The 16,839-nt window shown below is 71.5% G+C and carries 18 protein-coding genes; 12 read left to right on the plus strand and 6 right to left on the minus strand.

Annotated features, from left to right (window positions below; genetic code table 11):
- Nucleotides 1–3: 3 nt before the first annotated feature.
- Entirely contained in the window at nt 4–312 is a 309-nt protein-coding gene (locus VT52_RS11585) for an acyl carrier protein (protein ID WP_240509719.1), read from the minus strand.
- Between the two features lie 143 nt (nt 313–455).
- Here VT52_RS11585 and VT52_RS11590 point away from each other — a divergent pair, with 143 nt between their 5' ends.
- From VT52_RS11590 to serS, 12 genes are all read left to right on the plus strand, one after another.
- Nucleotides 456–2,087, plus strand: a complete 1,632-nt coding sequence (locus tag VT52_RS11590) for an aldehyde dehydrogenase family protein (RefSeq protein ID WP_046421995.1) — start codon at nt 456–458, stop codon at nt 2,085–2,087.
- A gap of 27 nt (nt 2,088–2,114) precedes the next feature.
- Nucleotides 2,115–3,257, plus strand: coding sequence for an acyl-CoA dehydrogenase family protein (locus VT52_RS11595; RefSeq protein WP_046421996.1), 1,143 nt, complete (start codon nt 2,115–2,117; stop codon nt 3,255–3,257).
- A 145-nt stretch (nt 3,258–3,402) separates the two neighbouring features.
- The gene (locus VT52_RS11600; protein ID WP_046421997.1) at nt 3,403–4,695 is read left to right on the plus strand and encodes an aspartate aminotransferase family protein; all 1,293 of its coding nucleotides are present in this window, start codon (nt 3,403–3,405) and stop codon (nt 4,693–4,695) included.
- A 2-nt stretch (nt 4,696–4,697) separates the two neighbouring features.
- On the plus strand, nt 4,698–5,180 hold the full coding sequence (locus VT52_RS11605; protein ID WP_046421998.1) for a type II toxin-antitoxin system RatA family toxin: 483 nt from the start codon (nt 4,698–4,700) through the stop codon (nt 5,178–5,180).
- Between the two features lie 21 nt (nt 5,181–5,201).
- Entirely contained in the window at nt 5,202–5,735 is a 534-nt protein-coding gene (locus VT52_RS11610) for a hypothetical protein (protein ID WP_046421999.1), read from the plus strand.
- Nucleotides 5,732–6,280 carry a flavin reductase family protein gene (locus VT52_RS11615; protein WP_046422000.1) on the plus strand — a complete coding sequence of 183 codons (549 nt, stop codon included), beginning with the start codon at nt 5,732–5,734 and terminating at the stop codon, nt 6,278–6,280. Before VT52_RS11610 ends, VT52_RS11615 begins: the two co-directional genes overlap by 4 nt.
- Nucleotides 6,277–7,257 (plus strand): ferritin family protein, encoded by a 981-nt coding sequence (locus tag VT52_RS11620; RefSeq protein WP_046422002.1) that lies wholly within the window; start codon nt 6,277–6,279, stop codon nt 7,255–7,257. Before VT52_RS11615 ends, VT52_RS11620 begins: the two co-directional genes overlap by 4 nt.
- Complete coding sequence (locus VT52_RS11625) at nt 7,254–8,261, plus strand: beta-ketoacyl-ACP synthase III (RefSeq protein WP_046422003.1); 1,008 nt, start codon at nt 7,254–7,256, stop codon at nt 8,259–8,261. Before VT52_RS11620 ends, VT52_RS11625 begins: the two co-directional genes overlap by 4 nt.
- Before the next feature lie 35 nt (nt 8,262–8,296).
- Nucleotides 8,297–8,527 carry a phosphopantetheine-binding protein gene (locus VT52_RS11630; RefSeq protein ID WP_046422004.1) on the plus strand — a complete coding sequence of 77 codons (231 nt, stop codon included), beginning with the start codon at nt 8,297–8,299 and terminating at the stop codon, nt 8,525–8,527.
- Nucleotides 8,527–9,747: a beta-ketoacyl-[acyl-carrier-protein] synthase family protein gene (locus VT52_RS11635; RefSeq protein WP_046422005.1), complete on the plus strand. Its 1,221-nt coding sequence runs from the start codon at nt 8,527–8,529 to the stop codon at nt 9,745–9,747. The genes VT52_RS11630 and VT52_RS11635 overlap by 1 nt, the downstream gene beginning before the upstream one ends.
- A gap of 108 nt (nt 9,748–9,855) precedes the next feature.
- Nucleotides 9,856–11,337: an APC family permease gene (locus VT52_RS11640; RefSeq protein WP_046422006.1), complete on the plus strand. Its 1,482-nt coding sequence runs from the start codon at nt 9,856–9,858 to the stop codon at nt 11,335–11,337.
- Nucleotides 11,321–12,598 carry a serine--tRNA ligase gene (gene serS / locus VT52_RS11645; protein ID WP_046422007.1) on the plus strand — a complete coding sequence of 426 codons (1,278 nt, stop codon included), beginning with the start codon at nt 11,321–11,323 and terminating at the stop codon, nt 12,596–12,598. The genes VT52_RS11640 and serS overlap by 17 nt, the downstream gene beginning before the upstream one ends.
- Before the next feature lie 59 nt (nt 12,599–12,657).
- Here serS and fabI read toward each other — a convergent pair whose 3' ends face one another.
- From fabI to VT52_RS37905, 5 genes are all read right to left on the minus strand, one after another.
- The gene (gene fabI, locus VT52_RS11650) at nt 12,658–13,425 is read right to left on the minus strand and encodes an enoyl-ACP reductase FabI (RefSeq protein ID WP_046422008.1); all 768 of its coding nucleotides are present in this window, start codon (nt 13,423–13,425) and stop codon (nt 12,658–12,660) included.
- Entirely contained in the window at nt 13,422–13,748 is a 327-nt protein-coding gene (gene fdxA, locus VT52_RS11655; protein WP_046422009.1) for a ferredoxin, read from the minus strand. The genes fabI and fdxA overlap by 4 nt, the downstream gene beginning before the upstream one ends.
- 28 nt (nt 13,749–13,776) lie before the next feature.
- Nucleotides 13,777–15,147, minus strand: a complete 1,371-nt coding sequence (locus tag VT52_RS11660; protein ID WP_046422010.1) for an MFS transporter — start codon at nt 15,145–15,147, stop codon at nt 13,777–13,779.
- A 144-nt stretch (nt 15,148–15,291) separates the two neighbouring features.
- Nucleotides 15,292–16,392: a fatty acid desaturase family protein gene (locus VT52_RS11665; protein WP_046422011.1), complete on the minus strand. Its 1,101-nt coding sequence runs from the start codon at nt 16,390–16,392 to the stop codon at nt 15,292–15,294.
- 295 nt (nt 16,393–16,687) lie between these two features.
- Nucleotides 16,688–16,837, minus strand: a complete 150-nt coding sequence (locus VT52_RS37905) for a hypothetical protein (RefSeq protein ID WP_167377683.1) — start codon at nt 16,835–16,837, stop codon at nt 16,688–16,690.
- Nucleotides 16,838–16,839 lie beyond the last annotated feature (2 nt).

Below are 16,839 nucleotides of genomic sequence, written 5' to 3' on the forward strand. Positions count from 1 at the left end.
TCCTCAAGCTTCCTGGACGGCCTGGGTCAGGTGGTCGACGAGGTGGGTGATGGTCGGCTCGTTGAAGAGCACATTGACGTTGATCGACAGATCCAGGAGCTGTTCCAGGCTCTGGCGTATCTCGGTCAGGCGCAGCGAGGTCAGCCCGAGGTCGAAGTAGGAGATGTCGACGGGAAGGTCCTCGGAATCGTCCATGAGAAGAACGACCTTGAATTTCTTGAGGACGATTGTCTCGATTTCCTCGGTCAGTTCGCTGCGCGGCAGCTCACGCAGCCGCTGGATGGTGCTGTCGACGGGTGACATGCGCCTCATGCAAGCAGCGGCGACTGACGCCCCACTGACGACCCGGACGGGGCGGGTTGGCTGGATCAGTCGGGTGTCAGCGCCGGATCAGATTCCGCTGTCACGCTCGCATTGCTTCAAGAAATCCACACGCCATATCCGAAAGGCTGAAGATGCTTCGCGAAGCCGCGCAGGAGGAGAGTGCTGAGGCACCTTCCGGATTGAAGAGTTACGACCTCTACATCGCGGGCAAGGACGTCGCCGGCGACGGCTGGGTGTACACCGTCAGCGGGCGTTCGCTGCTGGAAGACGTGTTCACCAGCGTGAGCCTGAAGCGCTCCCTCGAACAGGACCCGGAGTCCGAGGCGGCCAAGCACCCCTATGTCGTGGGGCGTTGCGCGATCGCGGACGACGCCTCCATCGACCTCGCCACCCAGGCCGCCGCCGCGGCCGCCGCCGACTGGCAGGCGGTGCCGCTGGAGCGGCGGATGAAGCTCGGCACCCGGTTCCGCGAGGAACTGATCAAGCACGAGGACGAGTTCCTGCGGATGCTGGTCGCCGAGTCCCACCCCGTCAAGCTCGCTCGCTGGGAGCTGAGCTGCCTGCTCCAGATCTACTCGCCCGGATCGCTGCGCTGGTACGACAAGCAGATGCGGGTCGAGAAGGAGTACAACGGCCGCCGGCTGATCCTCCACCGCCAGCCCGACGGAGTGGTCGCCTTCAACCCGCCGCAGAACGCCCCGCTGCCGAGTGCCGCGCTGTGCGTGCTGGCGCTGATGGCCGGCAACGCGGTGGTGGTGCGGGCCCCGCGGAGCATCGCACTGTCCACCATGTGGCTGCTGCGTGACATCGTCGCCCCGCTGCTGGAGGAGTTCGACGCCCCGCCCGGCGTGCTCAACGCGGTCTGCTCCAACCCGAAGCAGACCATGGACCGCTGGATCGCGGACCCGCTGATCAACGACATCTTCTACATCGGCGGCAGCCAGGAGGGCCTGCGCTTCGAGCAGCAGTGCGTCGCCCACGGCAAGAAGCCGATCCTCGAACTCGCCGGCAACGACGGCATCGTGGTGTGGAAGGACGCCGACGTGAAGTGGGCGGCCGAGGCGATCACGGAGGCGTTCTACGGCTCCGGGCAGATCTGCATGGTGCCCAACTACGTGCTGGCCCACCCGGATGTCGCCGAGGCGCTGATCGCCGAGGTCAAGAAGCAGGTCAAGGGCATCAAGCCGGGCCTGCCCGAGGAGGAGGACGTGCTGCTGTCGCCGGTGCGGCGCAGCGAGCGGTTCTTCCGGCTGCTGCGCCAGGCGCTGGACAACGGTGCCGAGCTGGTCACCGGCGGCAACCGCACCGAGGTGGACGGCACGGTCTCGGAGACGGGCGTCTTCCTCCAGCCGACGGTGGTGCGGGTGGACGGCCTGGACCGGGCACGGACGTACGACGTGGTCCGCGAGGAGACCTTCTTCCCGCTGGTCCCGATCGTGGTCGCCGAGCGCGACCATGACGACGCCATGCTCGAATCGTTCCTTCAGTTCGTCAACAGCAACGACTACGGGCTGCGCAACTCCCTGTGGTCGCGCTCCGACCACGTGGTCGAGACGTTCGTGCGGCGCACCGTCAACGGCGGCCTGCTGAAGGTCAACGACTCGCACATCGGCTTCCTGCCCTACCTGCCGAGCCACGGTGGCACCGGCCGCACCGGCGGCGCGTTCGGCGAGGCCAACTACCCGATGCTCAAGACCTCCCACGTCCAGGGAGTCAGCATCGCCCGCGACGTCAGCCCGTACGACGCGGTCTTCGGCGCCTGAACCCACCCCGTCCCCGGAGGTTTTCCCGTGCGTTCCCTCGATGTCGCCCGGACCGTGTGCGAGCGGTTCCACCCCGGACTGCTCAAGGAACTGGAGCAAATCCCTTACGAGCAGCGGGAGAAACCCGGCAGTCCGGTGATCGACCTGTTCCGCATCCACGGCGGCGTGGGCCTGCTGATACCCGAGACCTACGGCGGCCACGGCGCGGCCCCGCTGGAGGCGCTGCGTGTGCAGCTGGCCCTCGGCGCGATCTCGCCCTCGCTGGTCGCGGCCGTCTCCATGCACCACTTCACCGCGGCCATGCTGTACTCGCTCGCCGTCAAGGCGGGCCGGCTCACCGACGCGCAGACCCGGCTGCTGCACCAGATCGTGCCCGACCAGAAGGTGCTGGGCTCCGGCTGGTCGGAGGGCCGTACCGCCGCGAACATCCTCAAGCCGGCCGTGACCGCGCGCCCGGTGGAGGGCGGCTTCCTGCTCTCCGGCTCCAAGAAGCCGTGCAGCCTCTCCCGTTCGATGAGCCTGCTGACCGCGTCCACCGCGATCCACGGCGAGGACGGCGGCGAGCCGGAGCTGGCGCTCGCGCTGGTCCCGGCCGACGCGCCGGGCCTGTCCGTGCACCGGTTCTGGGGCAACGACCTGCTGGCCGGCGCCGAGAGCGACGAGGTGCGCCTGGAGGACGTGTTCGTGCCCAGCGAGATGGTGGTGCGCGGCGGCGCGGACGATCCCACGCGACTGGACGACCTCCAGTCCGCCGGGTTCGTCTGGTTCGAGATGCTGATCTCCGCGGGGTACGCGGGTGCCGCGGCCGCTCTGGTCGAGCAGGTGCTGACCCGCAGGCGGGGCAGCGCCGACGTGCGCGCCGCGCTGGCCGTCGACATGGAGGCGGCGGTGGCCCTGCTGGAGGGAGTGGCGCGGGCGACGGGTCCCGAGCCGGGCGACGAGGAGTCGGTGGCGCGGGTGCTGGTGGCGCGGTACGCCGTGCAGAACGCGCTGCCGGGCATCGTGGCACGGGCGCTGGAGCTGCTCGGCGGGATGGAGTTCATCACGGACTCCGCCCCCGCGCAGGCCGCCGCGGCGACGCGGGCGCTGGCCTTCCACCCGCCGTCCCGGATCGCCGCGTCCGAGCCGATGCTCACCTACTTCGACGGCGGGCCACTGGTTCTCGCGTAGGCACGCGCCGCCGGGAACCCGCAGGCCGTACGCGGCCGATCGCGCCCGCACGGCGGAGCCGCAGATCGAACAGAGTCCCGCGCCCCCGAGGGGCGCTCCACATCGCCGGCGTCCAGAAGTCCCCCTCTCTTGGAGTGAGTGACACGTGACCGTCTTGCACGATTCCCCCCACGCCCCCGTCGTCGACGAGGCCGAGATCCTCAACCTCTACCGGGCCCATCTGAGCAAGGGCCGGGCCACACTCGCCGAGCTGTTCGGCAGCCACATGGAGGTGGCCTCCGAGGGCGCCTGGCTCACCACCAGTGACGGTGAGCGCTTCCTGAACGCGGGCGGCTACGGCGTGTTCATCATGGGCGCCCGGCACCCGATCGTCATGGAGGAGGTGGAGCGCCAGCTGCGCACCCACCCCACCGCGACCCGCATCCTGCTGGAGCCGACGGTGGCCCGCGCCGCCGAGGCGCTGGTGTCCGTGCTGCCCACCGGCCTCGACCGGGTGCACTTCGCGCTGTCCGGCGCCGAGGCGGTGGAGACCGGCCTGAAGCTGGCCCGCGCGGGCGGCTTCAAGCGGACCGTCTCGATGCGCGGCGGCTACCACGGCAAGACGCTGGGCGCCCTGTCGGCCACCGCGAAGGAGGTCTACCAGGCACCGTTCCGGCCGCTGATCCCCGACTTCCAGCACCTGCCGTTCGGTGACGCCGACGCCCTGGAGGCCGAGCTGAAGGCCCACCCGGGCGAGGTCTGCGTGATCCTGGAGCCCGTCCAGGGCGAGGGCGGAGTGATCATCCCGCCCAAGGGCTACCTCAAGCGGGTCGAGGAACTGGTCCGCGAGTACGAGGGCTTCCTCATCCTCGACGAGGTGCAGTCCGGGTTCGGGCGGCTCGGCGAGTGGTGGGGCGCCGACCTCGAAGGCGTCGTACCGGACGTGCTGCTGGCCGGCAAGGCGCTCGGCGGCGGGGTGATGCCGGTGTCCGCGGCCATCGCCACCCGCAAGGCGTTCCGCCCCTTCGACAAGGACCCCTACGTCCACACCGCCACCTTCTCCGGACAGCCGGTGCTGATGGCCGCGGTGATGGGCGCGGTCCGCGCCGTCAAGGAGGAGCGCCTGGTCACCCGCTCCATGGACCTCGGCGCCCGGCTGCTGCCGCGGATCGCGGAGGTCGCCCACCGCAACATCCCCGAGCTGGTCGTGGACGTCCGCGGCCAGGGGCTGCTCATCGGCGTGGAGCTGGTCGAGGCGGGCCTCGCCGGCGAGCTGCTGATCGAGCTGTTCAACCACGGCGTGGTCGCCAACCACTCCATGAACGGCAGCTCGGTGGTCCGGTTCACCCCGCCCGCCGTGCTGAGCGACACCGACCTCGACTACCTCGTCAACTCCTTCGACCTGGCCACCCGAGACCTCATCAAGGGCGCGGCCACTATGCCGGAAGGCGGTAACTGATCGTGCGGCACGTCGAACTCGAATCCCTGATTCCCGCGGAGCAGGCCGAGGAGGTCCTGCACGCCGTACGGCGCTGGGAGAAGTACCCGGATCTCGCGCCGCACGTCAACGCGACCACCGTGCACTCCGCGTACCCCGAGCCCAAGCCCTCCTCCAGCTGGGAGCTGCACTTCCGCAGCGGCCTGCTGCGCTGGACCGAGGACGACACGGTGCTGCCGGAGGCGGGCGAGATCCGCTTCGAGCAGTCCGACGGCGACTTCGACTCCTTCACCGGGGTCTGGTCGGTCAAGCAGAACGGCGCGGACGTCGTCGTCCGCTTCGACGCCGACTTCGACTTCGGCATCCCGAGCCTCGAAGGCATCCTCGACCCGATCGCCGAGCGGGTCATCAAGGAGACGGTCGCCTGGGCCCTGACCGGTCTGTACCCGGCCGTGCGCATCCGGGGCGGCATCGAGCTGAACACGCCCGCCACGGTCGGCGCGTAGCACCGGCCGAAGGAGCTGACCATGGACCAGGCGAATCCCTTCGAGACCCCACGCACCTACTCGCTGCACCGCGCCGAGTACCTGGTGGGCCTCGCCGTCACCACCGGGATGATCATCTACCACTTCGGTGACATCCGCTGGCTGCCGGCGCTCGGGCTGTTCCTCTACATCGACCTGATCGGCTACATCCCCGGCGCCATCGCCTTCCGCAAGAGCGGCGGGCAGCCGATCCACAAGGCGTACTACGTCCTCTACAACGTCATGCACAGCCTCATCACCCAGGGCGCGGTCGCCGCGCTGTGGTGCTGGCTGGTCAAGCCGGAGTGGGCGCTGCTGGTGCTGCCGTTCCATCTCTTCGGCGACCGTGGCCTGTTCGGCAACTTCATGAAGTCCTTCGCGCTGCCCTTCGAGCCGGTGCGCCAGGAGGGATACCTCCGCCTCCTGGACGACCTGGGCCTGCCGCACCCCAAGCCGGTCGGGCACGAGATGGACCCGGTGCCGGTCGGGCACGTCCCCGCGCATCCCGTCGTCCGCGAGACGGAGGCCGTGCGATGACCACCGCCGCGACCCCGGTGCGCCGGGCCGTGCGCCAGGACCCGGCCGAGCGCAGGCGGGCCCTGTACCACCTGGCCTCCCCGGTGTCCGTGCTCACCACGGGCCCGGCGGAACGGATGCACGGCACCACCGCGAGCACCGTCACCCTGGTCTCGCGCTCACCGCTGCTGGTCGGGGTGGTGCTGCGGGCGGGCTCGTCCTTCGCCCGCCTCGCCGCCGTCGAGGGCCGGTTCGCGATCAATGTGCTCGGCGGCGAACAGGCGGACGTGGCGCGGCGGTTCGCCGACAGCTCGCGGCCCGACGGCAGCGCGGCCTTCGCCGGCCTCGCCTGGACCGCCGACCGCTACGCCCAGGCCCCGCTGATCGCGGGCGCCCTCGCCCACTACGTCTGCCGGTTCCACTCCGCGCACTCCGCGGGCGACAGCGAGCTGCTGCTCGGCCACGTCGTCCGGGCCACCGCGGACGAGGGCCTGCCGCTGCTGAGCTACACCGGCGGGCTGTTCGCCGGTTCCCTGCGTCCGGCGAAGGAGACCGCCGCATCATGACCGCACCCGTTGCCCCCGAGGCCGACTGGGAGAAGGCTCCCGGCCTGCTGGACGGCGCGAAGGAACTCACCCTCGGCCCCGAGGAGTGCGACCTCGCCTACTGGTTCACCTCCGTCGCCCAGGGCACCCTGCGTGACCGGGGTGCCACCGGCCACCATGTGGACGCCCTCACCCCCGACTTCCTGAAGGCGCCCGGCCCGCTGCGCGAGGCGCTGATCCTGGAGTTCGGCTTCCGGGCCCTCTCCGAGGAGCTGGCCACCCGGCTGCTCGGCCACTACGTGACCATCGCGCCCGCCGTCCCCGAGATGGAGTTCTACGCCACCCAGCTGATCGACGAGGCCCGGCACGCCCGCGTCTTCCGCCAGCACCTGGTGGACCTCGGCATCCCGCAGAGCGCCCTGCTGCGGGAGATCGAGGAGATGACCCAGGACTACCGCGCGCGGGTGCTGGACCCGGTGGTGGACTTCACCCTGGACATCGTCCGCGACAAGGCCGACTTCCCCGGCGGCGTCGGTGTGTTCGCCATCATCATCGAGGGTGTCCTCGCCCCCGCCGCCGAGCTCAGCGAGCGCAAGTGGACCCCGCTGTCCCCGGCGACCGGCGAGATCTCCCGCGGCACCGCCATCGACGAGATCCGCCACCTCACCGTGGCCAGCACCATCCTGCGCGACCACCTCGTCGAGCACCCCGAGTACACCCCCCGGCTCCTGGAGATCCTGCGCTCGGGCGTCAGGCTGTGGGACGAGCTGCCGGACCGCGAGTTCGTCATCCACCGCGAGGAGCTGTTCCAGGAAGGCATGTTCAAGCACGCCGACCTGATCGGCGACTACGAGGTCTGGCCGGGCGTCCGGCTGCTCGACACCACTCCCGACCAGCGCTACGACATGGCCGAGCAGTGGACCGACGAGATGGCCGAGGTCCGGATGAAGTACATGGGCCTGCCCGTCGAGGTCCTCGCCTCGGAGGCCGGCGCATGAGTACCGGGCGGGCGGCGGTCGTCACCGGGATCGGCTCGTACGTCCCGCCCAACATCGTCACCAACGAGGACCTCTCGCAGCGCCTCGACACCTCCGACGAGTGGATCCGTACCCGTACCGGCATCGCCGAGCGGTTCTACATCACCCCTGGCACCTCCACCGGCGACCTCGCGGTGGAGGCGGGTCTGAGGGCCCTGAAGTCGGCGGGCGACGAGCAGGTCGGCGCGGTGGTGCTCGCCACCACCACCCCGGACCAGCCCTGCCCCGCGACCGCCCCCCAGGTGGCCGCGCGGCTCGGGCTCGGCCAGGTACCCGCCTTCGACGTGGCGGCCGTCTGCTCCGGATTCCTGTACGGCCTCGCCTCCGCCGCCGGGCTGATCGCCTCCGGGGTCGCCGACAGCGTGCTCCTGATCGCCGCCGACGCCTTCACCACGATCATCAACCCCGAGGACCGCACCACCGCGGTGATCTTCGCGGACGGCGCGGGCGCGGTGGTGCTGCGGGCCGGCTCGCCGGACGAACCCGGCGCGCTCGGACCGCTGGTGCTCGGCAGCGACGGCGAGCTGAGCCATCTGATCGAGGTCCCGGCGGGCGGCTCCCGGCAGCGCTCCTCGGGCCGCCCGGCCGTCCCGGAGGACCACTACTTCCGGATGCTCGGCCGGGACACCTACCGGCACGCGGTGGAGCGGATGACCAGCGCGTCCACCGAGGCCGTCGAGCGGGCCGGCTGGCGTCTGGGCGACGTCGACCGGTTCGCGGCGCACCAGGCCAACGCCCGGATCCTCGGGGCCGTCTCGGACCGGCTCGACATCCCCGAGGAGCGGCGGCTCAGCAACATCGCGCGGGTCGGCAACACCGGCGCCGCCTCGATCCCGCTGCTGCTCGCGGAGGCCACCGCCGACGGCCGGCTGGCAGCGGGGAACCGGGTGCTGCTCACCGCCTTCGGCGGCGGGCTGTCCTGGGGCGCGGCCACCGTCGTCTGGCCCGAGCTCCAGACCATCTGACCGATCGTCAGGCAAGACCTTCGAAAGGAACCGACATGCTGGAGCAGCTCAAGGAAATCCTGTCCAACAAGCTCAAGGTGTCGCCCGAGGCCATCACCCCCGAGGCCACCCGGGAGGACATCGAGCTGGACTCGCTGGCCGTCGTGGAGCTGTCGCTGCTGCTGAAGTCCGAGCTGGACCTGGACATCAGCGACGACGACCTCCTGGAAGCCGAGACCGTGGCCGACATGGTCCGGCTGATGGAGGAGCGGAGCGCGAAGGTCTGATGGCCGCGATGGACATCGCCGTCACCGGGCTCGGTCTGATCACCCCCGGCGGGATCGGGGTCGGACCGAGCTGGGCGGCGGTCTGCGACGGCAGGCCGGCCGCGGCCCTCGATCCGGTGCTGGCCGACAACCCCGTACAGATCTCCTGCCGGGTGCCCGACTTCGACCCCGAGAGTCTGCTGAGCGCGCGCCGGGCCCACCGGCTCGACAGGTTCGTGCAGTTCGCGCTGGTCGCCGCGCACGAGGCGGTGGCCGACGCGGGCCTGGACCCGCAGACCTGGGACGGCGCCCGGGTGGGCGTGGTCCTCGGTTGCGCCGACGGCGGGCCGGGCACGGTCGAGGAACAGCACCATGTGCTGCGCGAGCAGGGCGCGGACCGGGTGTCGCCGCTGCTGCTGCCGATGCAGCTGCCGAACATGCTGGCCGGTCAGACGGCCATCGAGTTCGGGGCGACCGGTCCCAACCTGGTGGTGGCCACCGCGTGCGCGTCCGGCGCGACGGCCATCGGCACCGCCCGGGACCTGCTGGCGCTCGGCCGCTGCGACATCGTGCTGGCCGGCGGCAGCGAAGCCATGATCACCCCGCTGGTCATGGCCGGGTTCGCCCAGATGGGCGCGCTGTCCAAGCGGCACGACGACCCGGCGTCCGCGTCCCGTCCCTTCGACGCCGACCGGGACGGGTTCGTGGCCGGCGAGGGGGCCGGGATCCTGGTGATGGAGCGCGTCGCCGACGCGCGGGCCCGTGGTGCGCACGTGCACGGGCGGATCATCGGGTACGGCGCCACCGCCGACGCCCACCACATGACGTCGCCGCATCCCGACGGCGCCGGCATCGAGGCGGCGGTCCGCGCGGCGCTCGCCGACGCGGGGGCCGACCCCGACGACGTCCAGCACGTCAACGCGCACGGTACGTCGACGCCGCTGAACGACCTGTCCGAGGCGCGGATGATCCAACGGACGCTGCGCGGCGATCCGGTGGTGACGTCCACGAAGGGGGTCACCGGGCACCTGCTGGGCGCGGCCGGGGCGGTCGAGGCCGCGTTCACCGTGCTCAGCGTCGAACACGAACTCATCCCGCCCACCGCCAATCTGGTGATTCCGGACGCCCGGATGGAGATCAAGCTGGCACAGACCCTGACCGAGATGCCGATCGATCTGGCGCTCAGCAATTCCCTCGGGTTCGGGGGGCAGAACACGGCGCTGGCGATCGCGCCCGCCTGAGCATCTGCCCCGTTTCCCCAACAGCCGTCCGCCGGAGAGCTCCGCGGGCGGCTGTTGCCCTTACGTCACCCCCCACAGTCCCCGTCTCTCCCCATATCTGGAGTTCCCATGTCCACCAGTGGTTCGCCGCCCGCGTCGGGGCGGCTCGGTACGGCGCACATCCTGTTCCTCATCGTCGCCGCCGCGGCCCCGCTCTCCGCGATGGTCGGCACGGTCCCGCTCGCGTTCGCGTTCGGGGACGGGGCCGGGGTGCCGGCCGCGTTCCTGTTCGCCGGGGTGACGCTGCTCTGCTTCTCGGTCGGGTACGCGGTCAGCGCCCGGCGCACCGGGGGGTCCGGCGGGTTCTACGCCTCCGTCGCCGACGGGCTCGGCCGGCCCCCGGCGGTCGCCTCCGGATACCTGGCCCTGCTGTCGTACAACTGCGCGACCATCGGACTGGCCGGCGCCCTCGGATACTTCACCCAACTCGTGCTGGCCGCGCACGGGCTGACGGTGTCCTGGGAGTGGTGCGCGGCGGTCGGGCTGGTGCTGACCGCGGTGCTCGGCTACCGGGAGATCGCGCTGAGCGCCCGGGTGCTGGCCCTGCTGATGCTGGGCGAGATCGGGGTGCTGGCGGCCCTGGACGTGGCGATCCTCGTCCGGCACGGGGTGCACGCGCTGCCCGCCGCCTCGTTCTCCCCGCACACCGCGGCGGGCCCCGGTGTCGGGGTCTCGCTGATGTTCGCGTTCGTGTCCTTCATCGGGTTCGAGTCGGCGGCGCTGTACGGCAAGGAGGCGCGCGATCCGGAGCGCAGCGTGCCCCGGGCGACGTACGCGGCCGCCGCGCTGATCGCCGGGTTCTACGCGCTGACCAGCTGGCTGGCGGTGGGTGCGATCGGCCCGGACCGTGTGCGCGAGGTCGCGGGCAAGCAGATGGGCGACCTGTTCTTCGGGCTCGGCGACGACTTCCTCGGCACGGCGGGCAGCACCATGCTCCAGGTCCTGCTCTGCACCAGCCTGTTCGCGGCGACGCTGGCCCTGCACAGCGCCGCCAACCGCTACGCCCAGGTCCTCGCGCAGGACGGCCTGCTCCCCCGCACGCTGGCCGCCGAGCACGTCCGGCACGGCTCCCCGCACCGGGCGAGCGTCTGGCAGAGCGTGCTGACCGCGCTGGTGCTGGCCGGCTTCGCGGTCGCGGGCCTGGACCCGTACGCCGACCTGACCACCAGCATGCTCGGCCTCGGCACCCTCGGCATCGTCACGCTCCAGGCGCTGGCCGCGCTCTCGGTGCTCGGGCTGCGGCTGCGCGCCGGGCACGGGCACTGGTGGAAGGAGACCCTCGCCCCGCTGCTGGGCTTCGCCGGGCTCGCCACCTCCGTATGGCTGGTGGTCGGCAACTTCGACATGCTCACCGGCTCCCCCTCGAAGGTGATCGCCGCGCTGCCCTGGCTGCTGCCGCTGGTCGCGCTCGGCGGGCTCCTCTACGCGGCCCGGCTGCGTACGGCCCACCCGCTGCGCTACCGGCTGCTCGGCACCCGGTACACCGCCGCCCCCGCCACCCCCGACCTCTCCCCCGCCCCGTCAGGAGACCGCCATGCACGATCCCAATGAGCTGATCGAGGCCGGCGAGGACGCCAGGCGCCGCCTGGCCCGCCGCCGCTACGACCTCGACCTGGACGCCGTGGGCGGTGCGCTGCGCGCCCGGTCGGCGGCCAACGCCGAGGTGACCCGGCTGCGCACCGAGCTGAACAGAACGGCCAAGGCCCGCCGTTCGGGCCCGCCCAGCGAGGCGGAGAAGGAGGCGGCCCGCGCGCTGCGCGCCGAGGTGCAGCAGGCGGAGGGCCTCGCCCGCACCGCCGCGGCGGACCTGACCGAGCTGCTGCTGGGCATCCCCAACCTGCCGCTGGACGCCGTCCCGGACGGCGACTCCGAGAAGGAGGCCGTGGAGGTACGCCGGGGCGGTCCCGCGCCGCGTCCGGCGGCGGGCGCCCGGCACCACGCGGAGATCGGCGAGGCCCTCGGCATCCTCGACCCGCCGGCCGCGGCCAAGCTGTCCGGCGCCCGGTTCAGCGTGGCGCACGGCGCCGGGGCCCGCCTGGAGCGCGCCCTCGCCGACTTCTTCCTCGATCTGCACACCCGCGAGCACGGCTACACCGAGCAGTCGGTGCCGTTCCTGGTCTCCCGGGACACCATGACCGGTACCGGGCAGCTCCCCAAGTTCGAGGAGGACCTGTTCCGCACCCAGGTCGGCGAGCGGGAGCTGTTCCTGATCCCGACCGCGGAGGTGCCGCTGACCAACCTGGTCTCCGGCGAGCTGCTGGACGCGCGGGCGCTGCCCTACGCCTTCACCGCCCGCACCCCCTGCTTCCGCGCGGAGGCGGGGGCGTACGGCCGTGACACCCGGGGCGTGCTGCGGCTGCACCAGTTCGAGAAGGTGGAGCTGGTGCGGATCTGCGCGCCGGAAGCGGCCCAGGAGCAGCTGGAGCTGATGGTCGGGCACGCCGAGGAGTGCCTGCGCCTGCTCGAACTGTCCTTCCGCACGGTGCTGCTGCCCGCGGGCGACATGGGCTTCTCGGCGCGGATGACGTACGACATCGAGGTGTGGCTGCCGGGCGGTGACGCCTTCCGGGAGATCTCCTCGGTGTCCGACTGCGGCACCTTCCAGGCGCGGCGCGCGGACATCCGGGTCAAGCGGGCCGACGGCCGCAAGTCGCCGGCCGCCACGCTGAACGGCTCGGCGCTGCCGATCGGGCGGACGGTGGCCGCGCTCCTGGAGCAGGGCGTGCAGGACGACGGTTCGGTGCTGCTGCCAAAGGCGCTCCAGCCGTACACCGGGTTCCGGCGGATCCTGCCGGGCGGCGCGACCGAGTGACACCACGGGAAGGGGGCGGGTGCCGGACCGGCACCCGCCCCCTTCCCGTGTCCGCGCCGTCAGGCGCCCATCATGTGCACCCCGCCGTCCACGTGGACGATCTCGCCGGTGGTGCGCGGGAAGAAGTCCGACAGCAGGGCGACGACCCCGCGGGCGGTCGGCTCCGGGTCGGTGAGGTCCCAGCCGGCCGGGGCCCGGCCGGTGGTCCATACGTCGGCCAGTTCACCGAAGCCGGGGATGGACCTGGCGGCCATGGAGCGCAGCGGGCCGGCCGCGACCAGGTTGCTGCGGATGCCGAACTCGCCCAGGTCGCGGGCGAGATAGCGGCTGGTGGACTCCAGGGCGGCCTTGGCGACGCCCATCCAGTCGTAGTGCGGCCAGGCCACGGCCGCGTCGAAGGTGAGCCCGACGACCGAGCCGCCGCGCCGCTTGAGCAGCGGGAGGCAGGCGGTGGTCAGGGACTTCAGCGAGTACGCCGAGACGTGCACGGCGGTCGAGACGTCGTCCCAGGTGCCGTCGAGGAAGTCGAAGGCGCCCTGGGGGCCGAAGGCGATGGAGTGCACCACGCCGTCGAGGCCGTCGGTGTGCGCGCCGACCCGCTCGGCCAGGGTGTCCAGGTGGTCCTGGTCGGTGACGTCCAGCTCGATGACGGGTGCGGGCTTCGGCAGCTTCGCCGCGAACCGTTCGATCAGGGAGAGCCGCCCGAACCCGGTGAGCAGGACCTCGGCGCCCTCCTGCTGGGCGATCCGCGCCACGTGGAAGGCGATGGAGGCGTCGGTGACCACGCCGGTCACCAGGACGCGCTTGCCCGCGAGGATGCCGCTCATGCCGACACCTTCTTCGGCAGGGCGCTCACCAGCGGGGAGTCATGGTCCTGGGGGCCGGCCGCGCTGCCGCCACCGGGTGAGCCGAGGGCGGCGAAGAAGTCGGCGTTGGAGGCGGCGTGGTCGTCGCCCCACTCCTCGGGCAGGTCGTCCGCGAAGTAGATGGCGTCGACCGGGCACACCGGTTCGCAGGCGCCGCAGTCCACGCATTCCTCCGGATGGATGTACAGGGCGCGACGGCCCTCGTAGATGCAGTCCACGGGGCATTCGTCGATGCAGGAGCGGTCCTTGATGTCGACGCAGGGCAGTCCTATGACGTAGGCCATGCTCAACTCCATCCTCCATAGGGGTTGTTCACTTCAGACAGACACCGGTGGTGCGCTCGCCGAGGAAGAACACGGTGACGGCGAGTACGGCCATGGCGGCGGCGATGACGCCGAACAGCGCCCCGGGACCGTGCGCGTCGAGGACCGGCAGCAGCGCGAACGGCATTGCGCCGGCGCTGAGTTTGGACAGCGAGTACGCCGCGCCCGCGGCGGTGGCCCGGATCTCGGTCGGGTACTGCTCGGAGAGGTACACGTGCGAGACGCTGGAGAAGACGTTGCTGAAAAGGGTGTAGGCGAACCCGCACAGCACGATGAGTTCCGCCGACCCGGCGTAGGCGAAGCCCAGTCCGGCGACCATCATGGCGGCGGCCGAGACGGCGACGAGGGTACGGCGCTCCACGCGGTCCACGATCGGCAGCACGAGCGCGGAACCCACCGGGTAGCCGAGGAAGGACAGCGCGGTGAAGCCGAGTCCGGCGACGACGCCGTAGCCCTTGGCGGCGACGATCTGCGGGGCGAGGGCGCCGAAGCCGTAGTAGCCGACGACGGACAGGACGCAGAACACCCACAGCACGAGGGTGCGGCGCAGCAGTCCGGGCCGGAAGATGTCGCGCAGCCGGGTCTCCCGCGCGGCCCCGGTGTCCTGTCCCGCGGCGGGCGGGGCCAGGGGCAGCCCCTGCCCGGCCGCCTCGGCCTCCAGCCGGGCGACCAGACGGTCGGCCTCCTCGGTGCGGCCGGCGGCGGCGAGCCAGCGCGGGGACTCGATCAGCTGCCGGCGCAGGCCCCACACGAGGGCGGAGCCGAGGGCGCCGAGCACGAACAGCCAGCGCCAGCCGGCCACCCCGAGCGGGGAGAGGGGCACCAGCCACAGGGCGGCGAAGCCGACCGCGGGCACCCCGCAGAAGGCGAGGGTGTAGGCCCAGGCGATGAACCGGCCGCGCTTGGAGGCGGGCAGCACATCGGCCAGATAGCAGTCGGACAGGGCCTGTTCGGCGCCGATGCCGAGACCGGCGAGGAAGCGGGTGACGATCAGCCAGGCGGCGTTGGGCGCGAAGGCTCCGAGCAGCGAACAGGCCGAGTAGATGGCCAGGTTGATCAGGAAGGCCCGACGCCGGCCGAACCGGTCCGCGATCCGGCCGAGCGTCAGGGATCCGATGAACTGGCCGACGAACGCGGAGGCCAGGACGAGTTTGAGCGAGGTCGTACCGAAGCCGAAGTCGCTCTGAAGCACCTTGCCGATAGTGCCGGAGAGGTTGTTCTCGAAGGTGTCGAAGAACAGGCCGACGCCGATGACCGCGGTGAGTCTTCGGTGCAGGGGAGTGATCGGCATGCGGTCCAGGCGGGCGCCGATCGGGGCGGGAGCGGCGAGACCGCCGGCCGCGGCGGTGGTCTGGGACATGGGGCTGGCTCCTTGGAGACTGCTGTCGCACGCTTTCGCTGTGCTGGTGGGGAAGGAACCGCCCGGGTCACCGGCGGACCCGGGCGTGCGGCCCGGGGGCCAGGTGTGGGGGTGGGTCGGGATCGATCGACGGGGGTCGGGGGATCAGGCCGCTTCCACGGCCTGGCGGCGGATCTGCTCGTCGACGTCACCGCGCCGCACCGGCGCGCTGACCTCGTGGAGGAAGGAGGCGACCTCGCGGTACGAGCGCCAGAAGCCGACCTCGTGGTACGGCACGCCGCGTTCGGCGCAGTACTCCATGGTCAGTTCGCGGGCGCGCGGCAGGCTCTTCTGCGGCATGGCCGGGAACAGATGGTGCTCGACCTGGTAGTTGAGGCCGCCGTACAGGAAGTCGATGAGCAGGCTGGGGCGGATGTTGCGGGAGGTGAGCACCTGGCGCTCCAGCCAGTCCAGGCTCTCCTCCTCGCCGTCACGGACCTGCATGCCCTTGTGGTTCGGGGCGAAGATCATGCCGAAGTACACGCCCAGGGCGGCGTGCTGGACGACGATGAAGGCAACGGCGAGGGCCGGGGACAGGACGGTGAAGACGCAGGTGAGGTAGACGGCGGCGCGCAGCAGGATGAGGAAGGTCTCCAGCACGGGACGCTTGGTCTTGCCGCCGGTGATGGACATGACCGCGGTCTTCAGCATCTTGAAGCCCTCGAGGACCAGCAGCACGAAGAACAGCACGCTCTGGTAGCGCACCACGAACTTCTGGGTGCCCTTGCGGGTCGGGTACTGCTTGATGTCGAAGATGGCGGTACGCCGGCCGATGTCCGGGTCCATGTCGAGGTGGTTGGGGTTGGAGTGGTGCCGGTTGTGGTGGTTGACCCACCAGCCGTAGCTGACCCCGTTGACCAGGTTGGCGTGCACGTAGCCGACGGCGGAGGCGGCCTTCTTGCTGCGGAACATGGCCTTGTGGCCGGCGTCGTGCCACATGAAGGCCGACTGGCCGCCGCACAGGCCCATCCACACGGCGGTGAGCAGCTGCCACCAGGTGTCGCCCAGTTCGAAGAACGCGATGAACCCGACGGCCAGCAGGGCGGTGTTGAGGGCGAGCTTGCCCACGTAGTAACGCGGGTTCAGATCGAGGAGACCCTCGGCCTTGACCCGTTTGAGCAGTTCGGCGAAGGTGGCCGACGCGCCGGTACGTTCGCCGCCCGGTGCGGCCGCGGCCACGGCTTCCTGTATGTGCGGACGCTGCATGCGTTGCTCTCCTTGGGAGAAAGTGCCCGGTAGCGGGCGGCGGCGCCGCTGCCCCGCGGACCTGCGGACCTGCGGGCGCCGCGAGTCGACTTCAGCTCCCGCGTGGCGTCACCGCCGCGGGCTGTGGCCCGCCCGGCGGACCCGGGCGACGGGAGTGCAGTGCGGCACTCCCGGACCCGGACCACCGGGCGAACGTACGTCCAGCGTTCCGTGCACCACTGATGTGGCACTGATACCGGTCTGATCGGGCCAACCTCGCCCCGGCGGCCGGTACCCGGGCCGCCCGTGCGGCCACTCAGGCGGTCGCCTCGGCGCGCAGGCGGTCGTCCAGGGCGCGCACCGCGGCGTCGGCGCCCTCGGCGACCTGGGCGTCGTCGGGGGCGCCGATGACGGCCATCAGCTGCTCGACCACGGCGTGCGAGAGATCCTCGGTGGACTGGCTCATTT

This window comes from Streptomyces malaysiense (assembly GCF_000980885.2).
In the GTDB taxonomy this organism is placed as follows: Bacteria; Actinomycetota; Actinomycetes; order Streptomycetales; family Streptomycetaceae; genus Streptomyces; species Streptomyces malaysiense.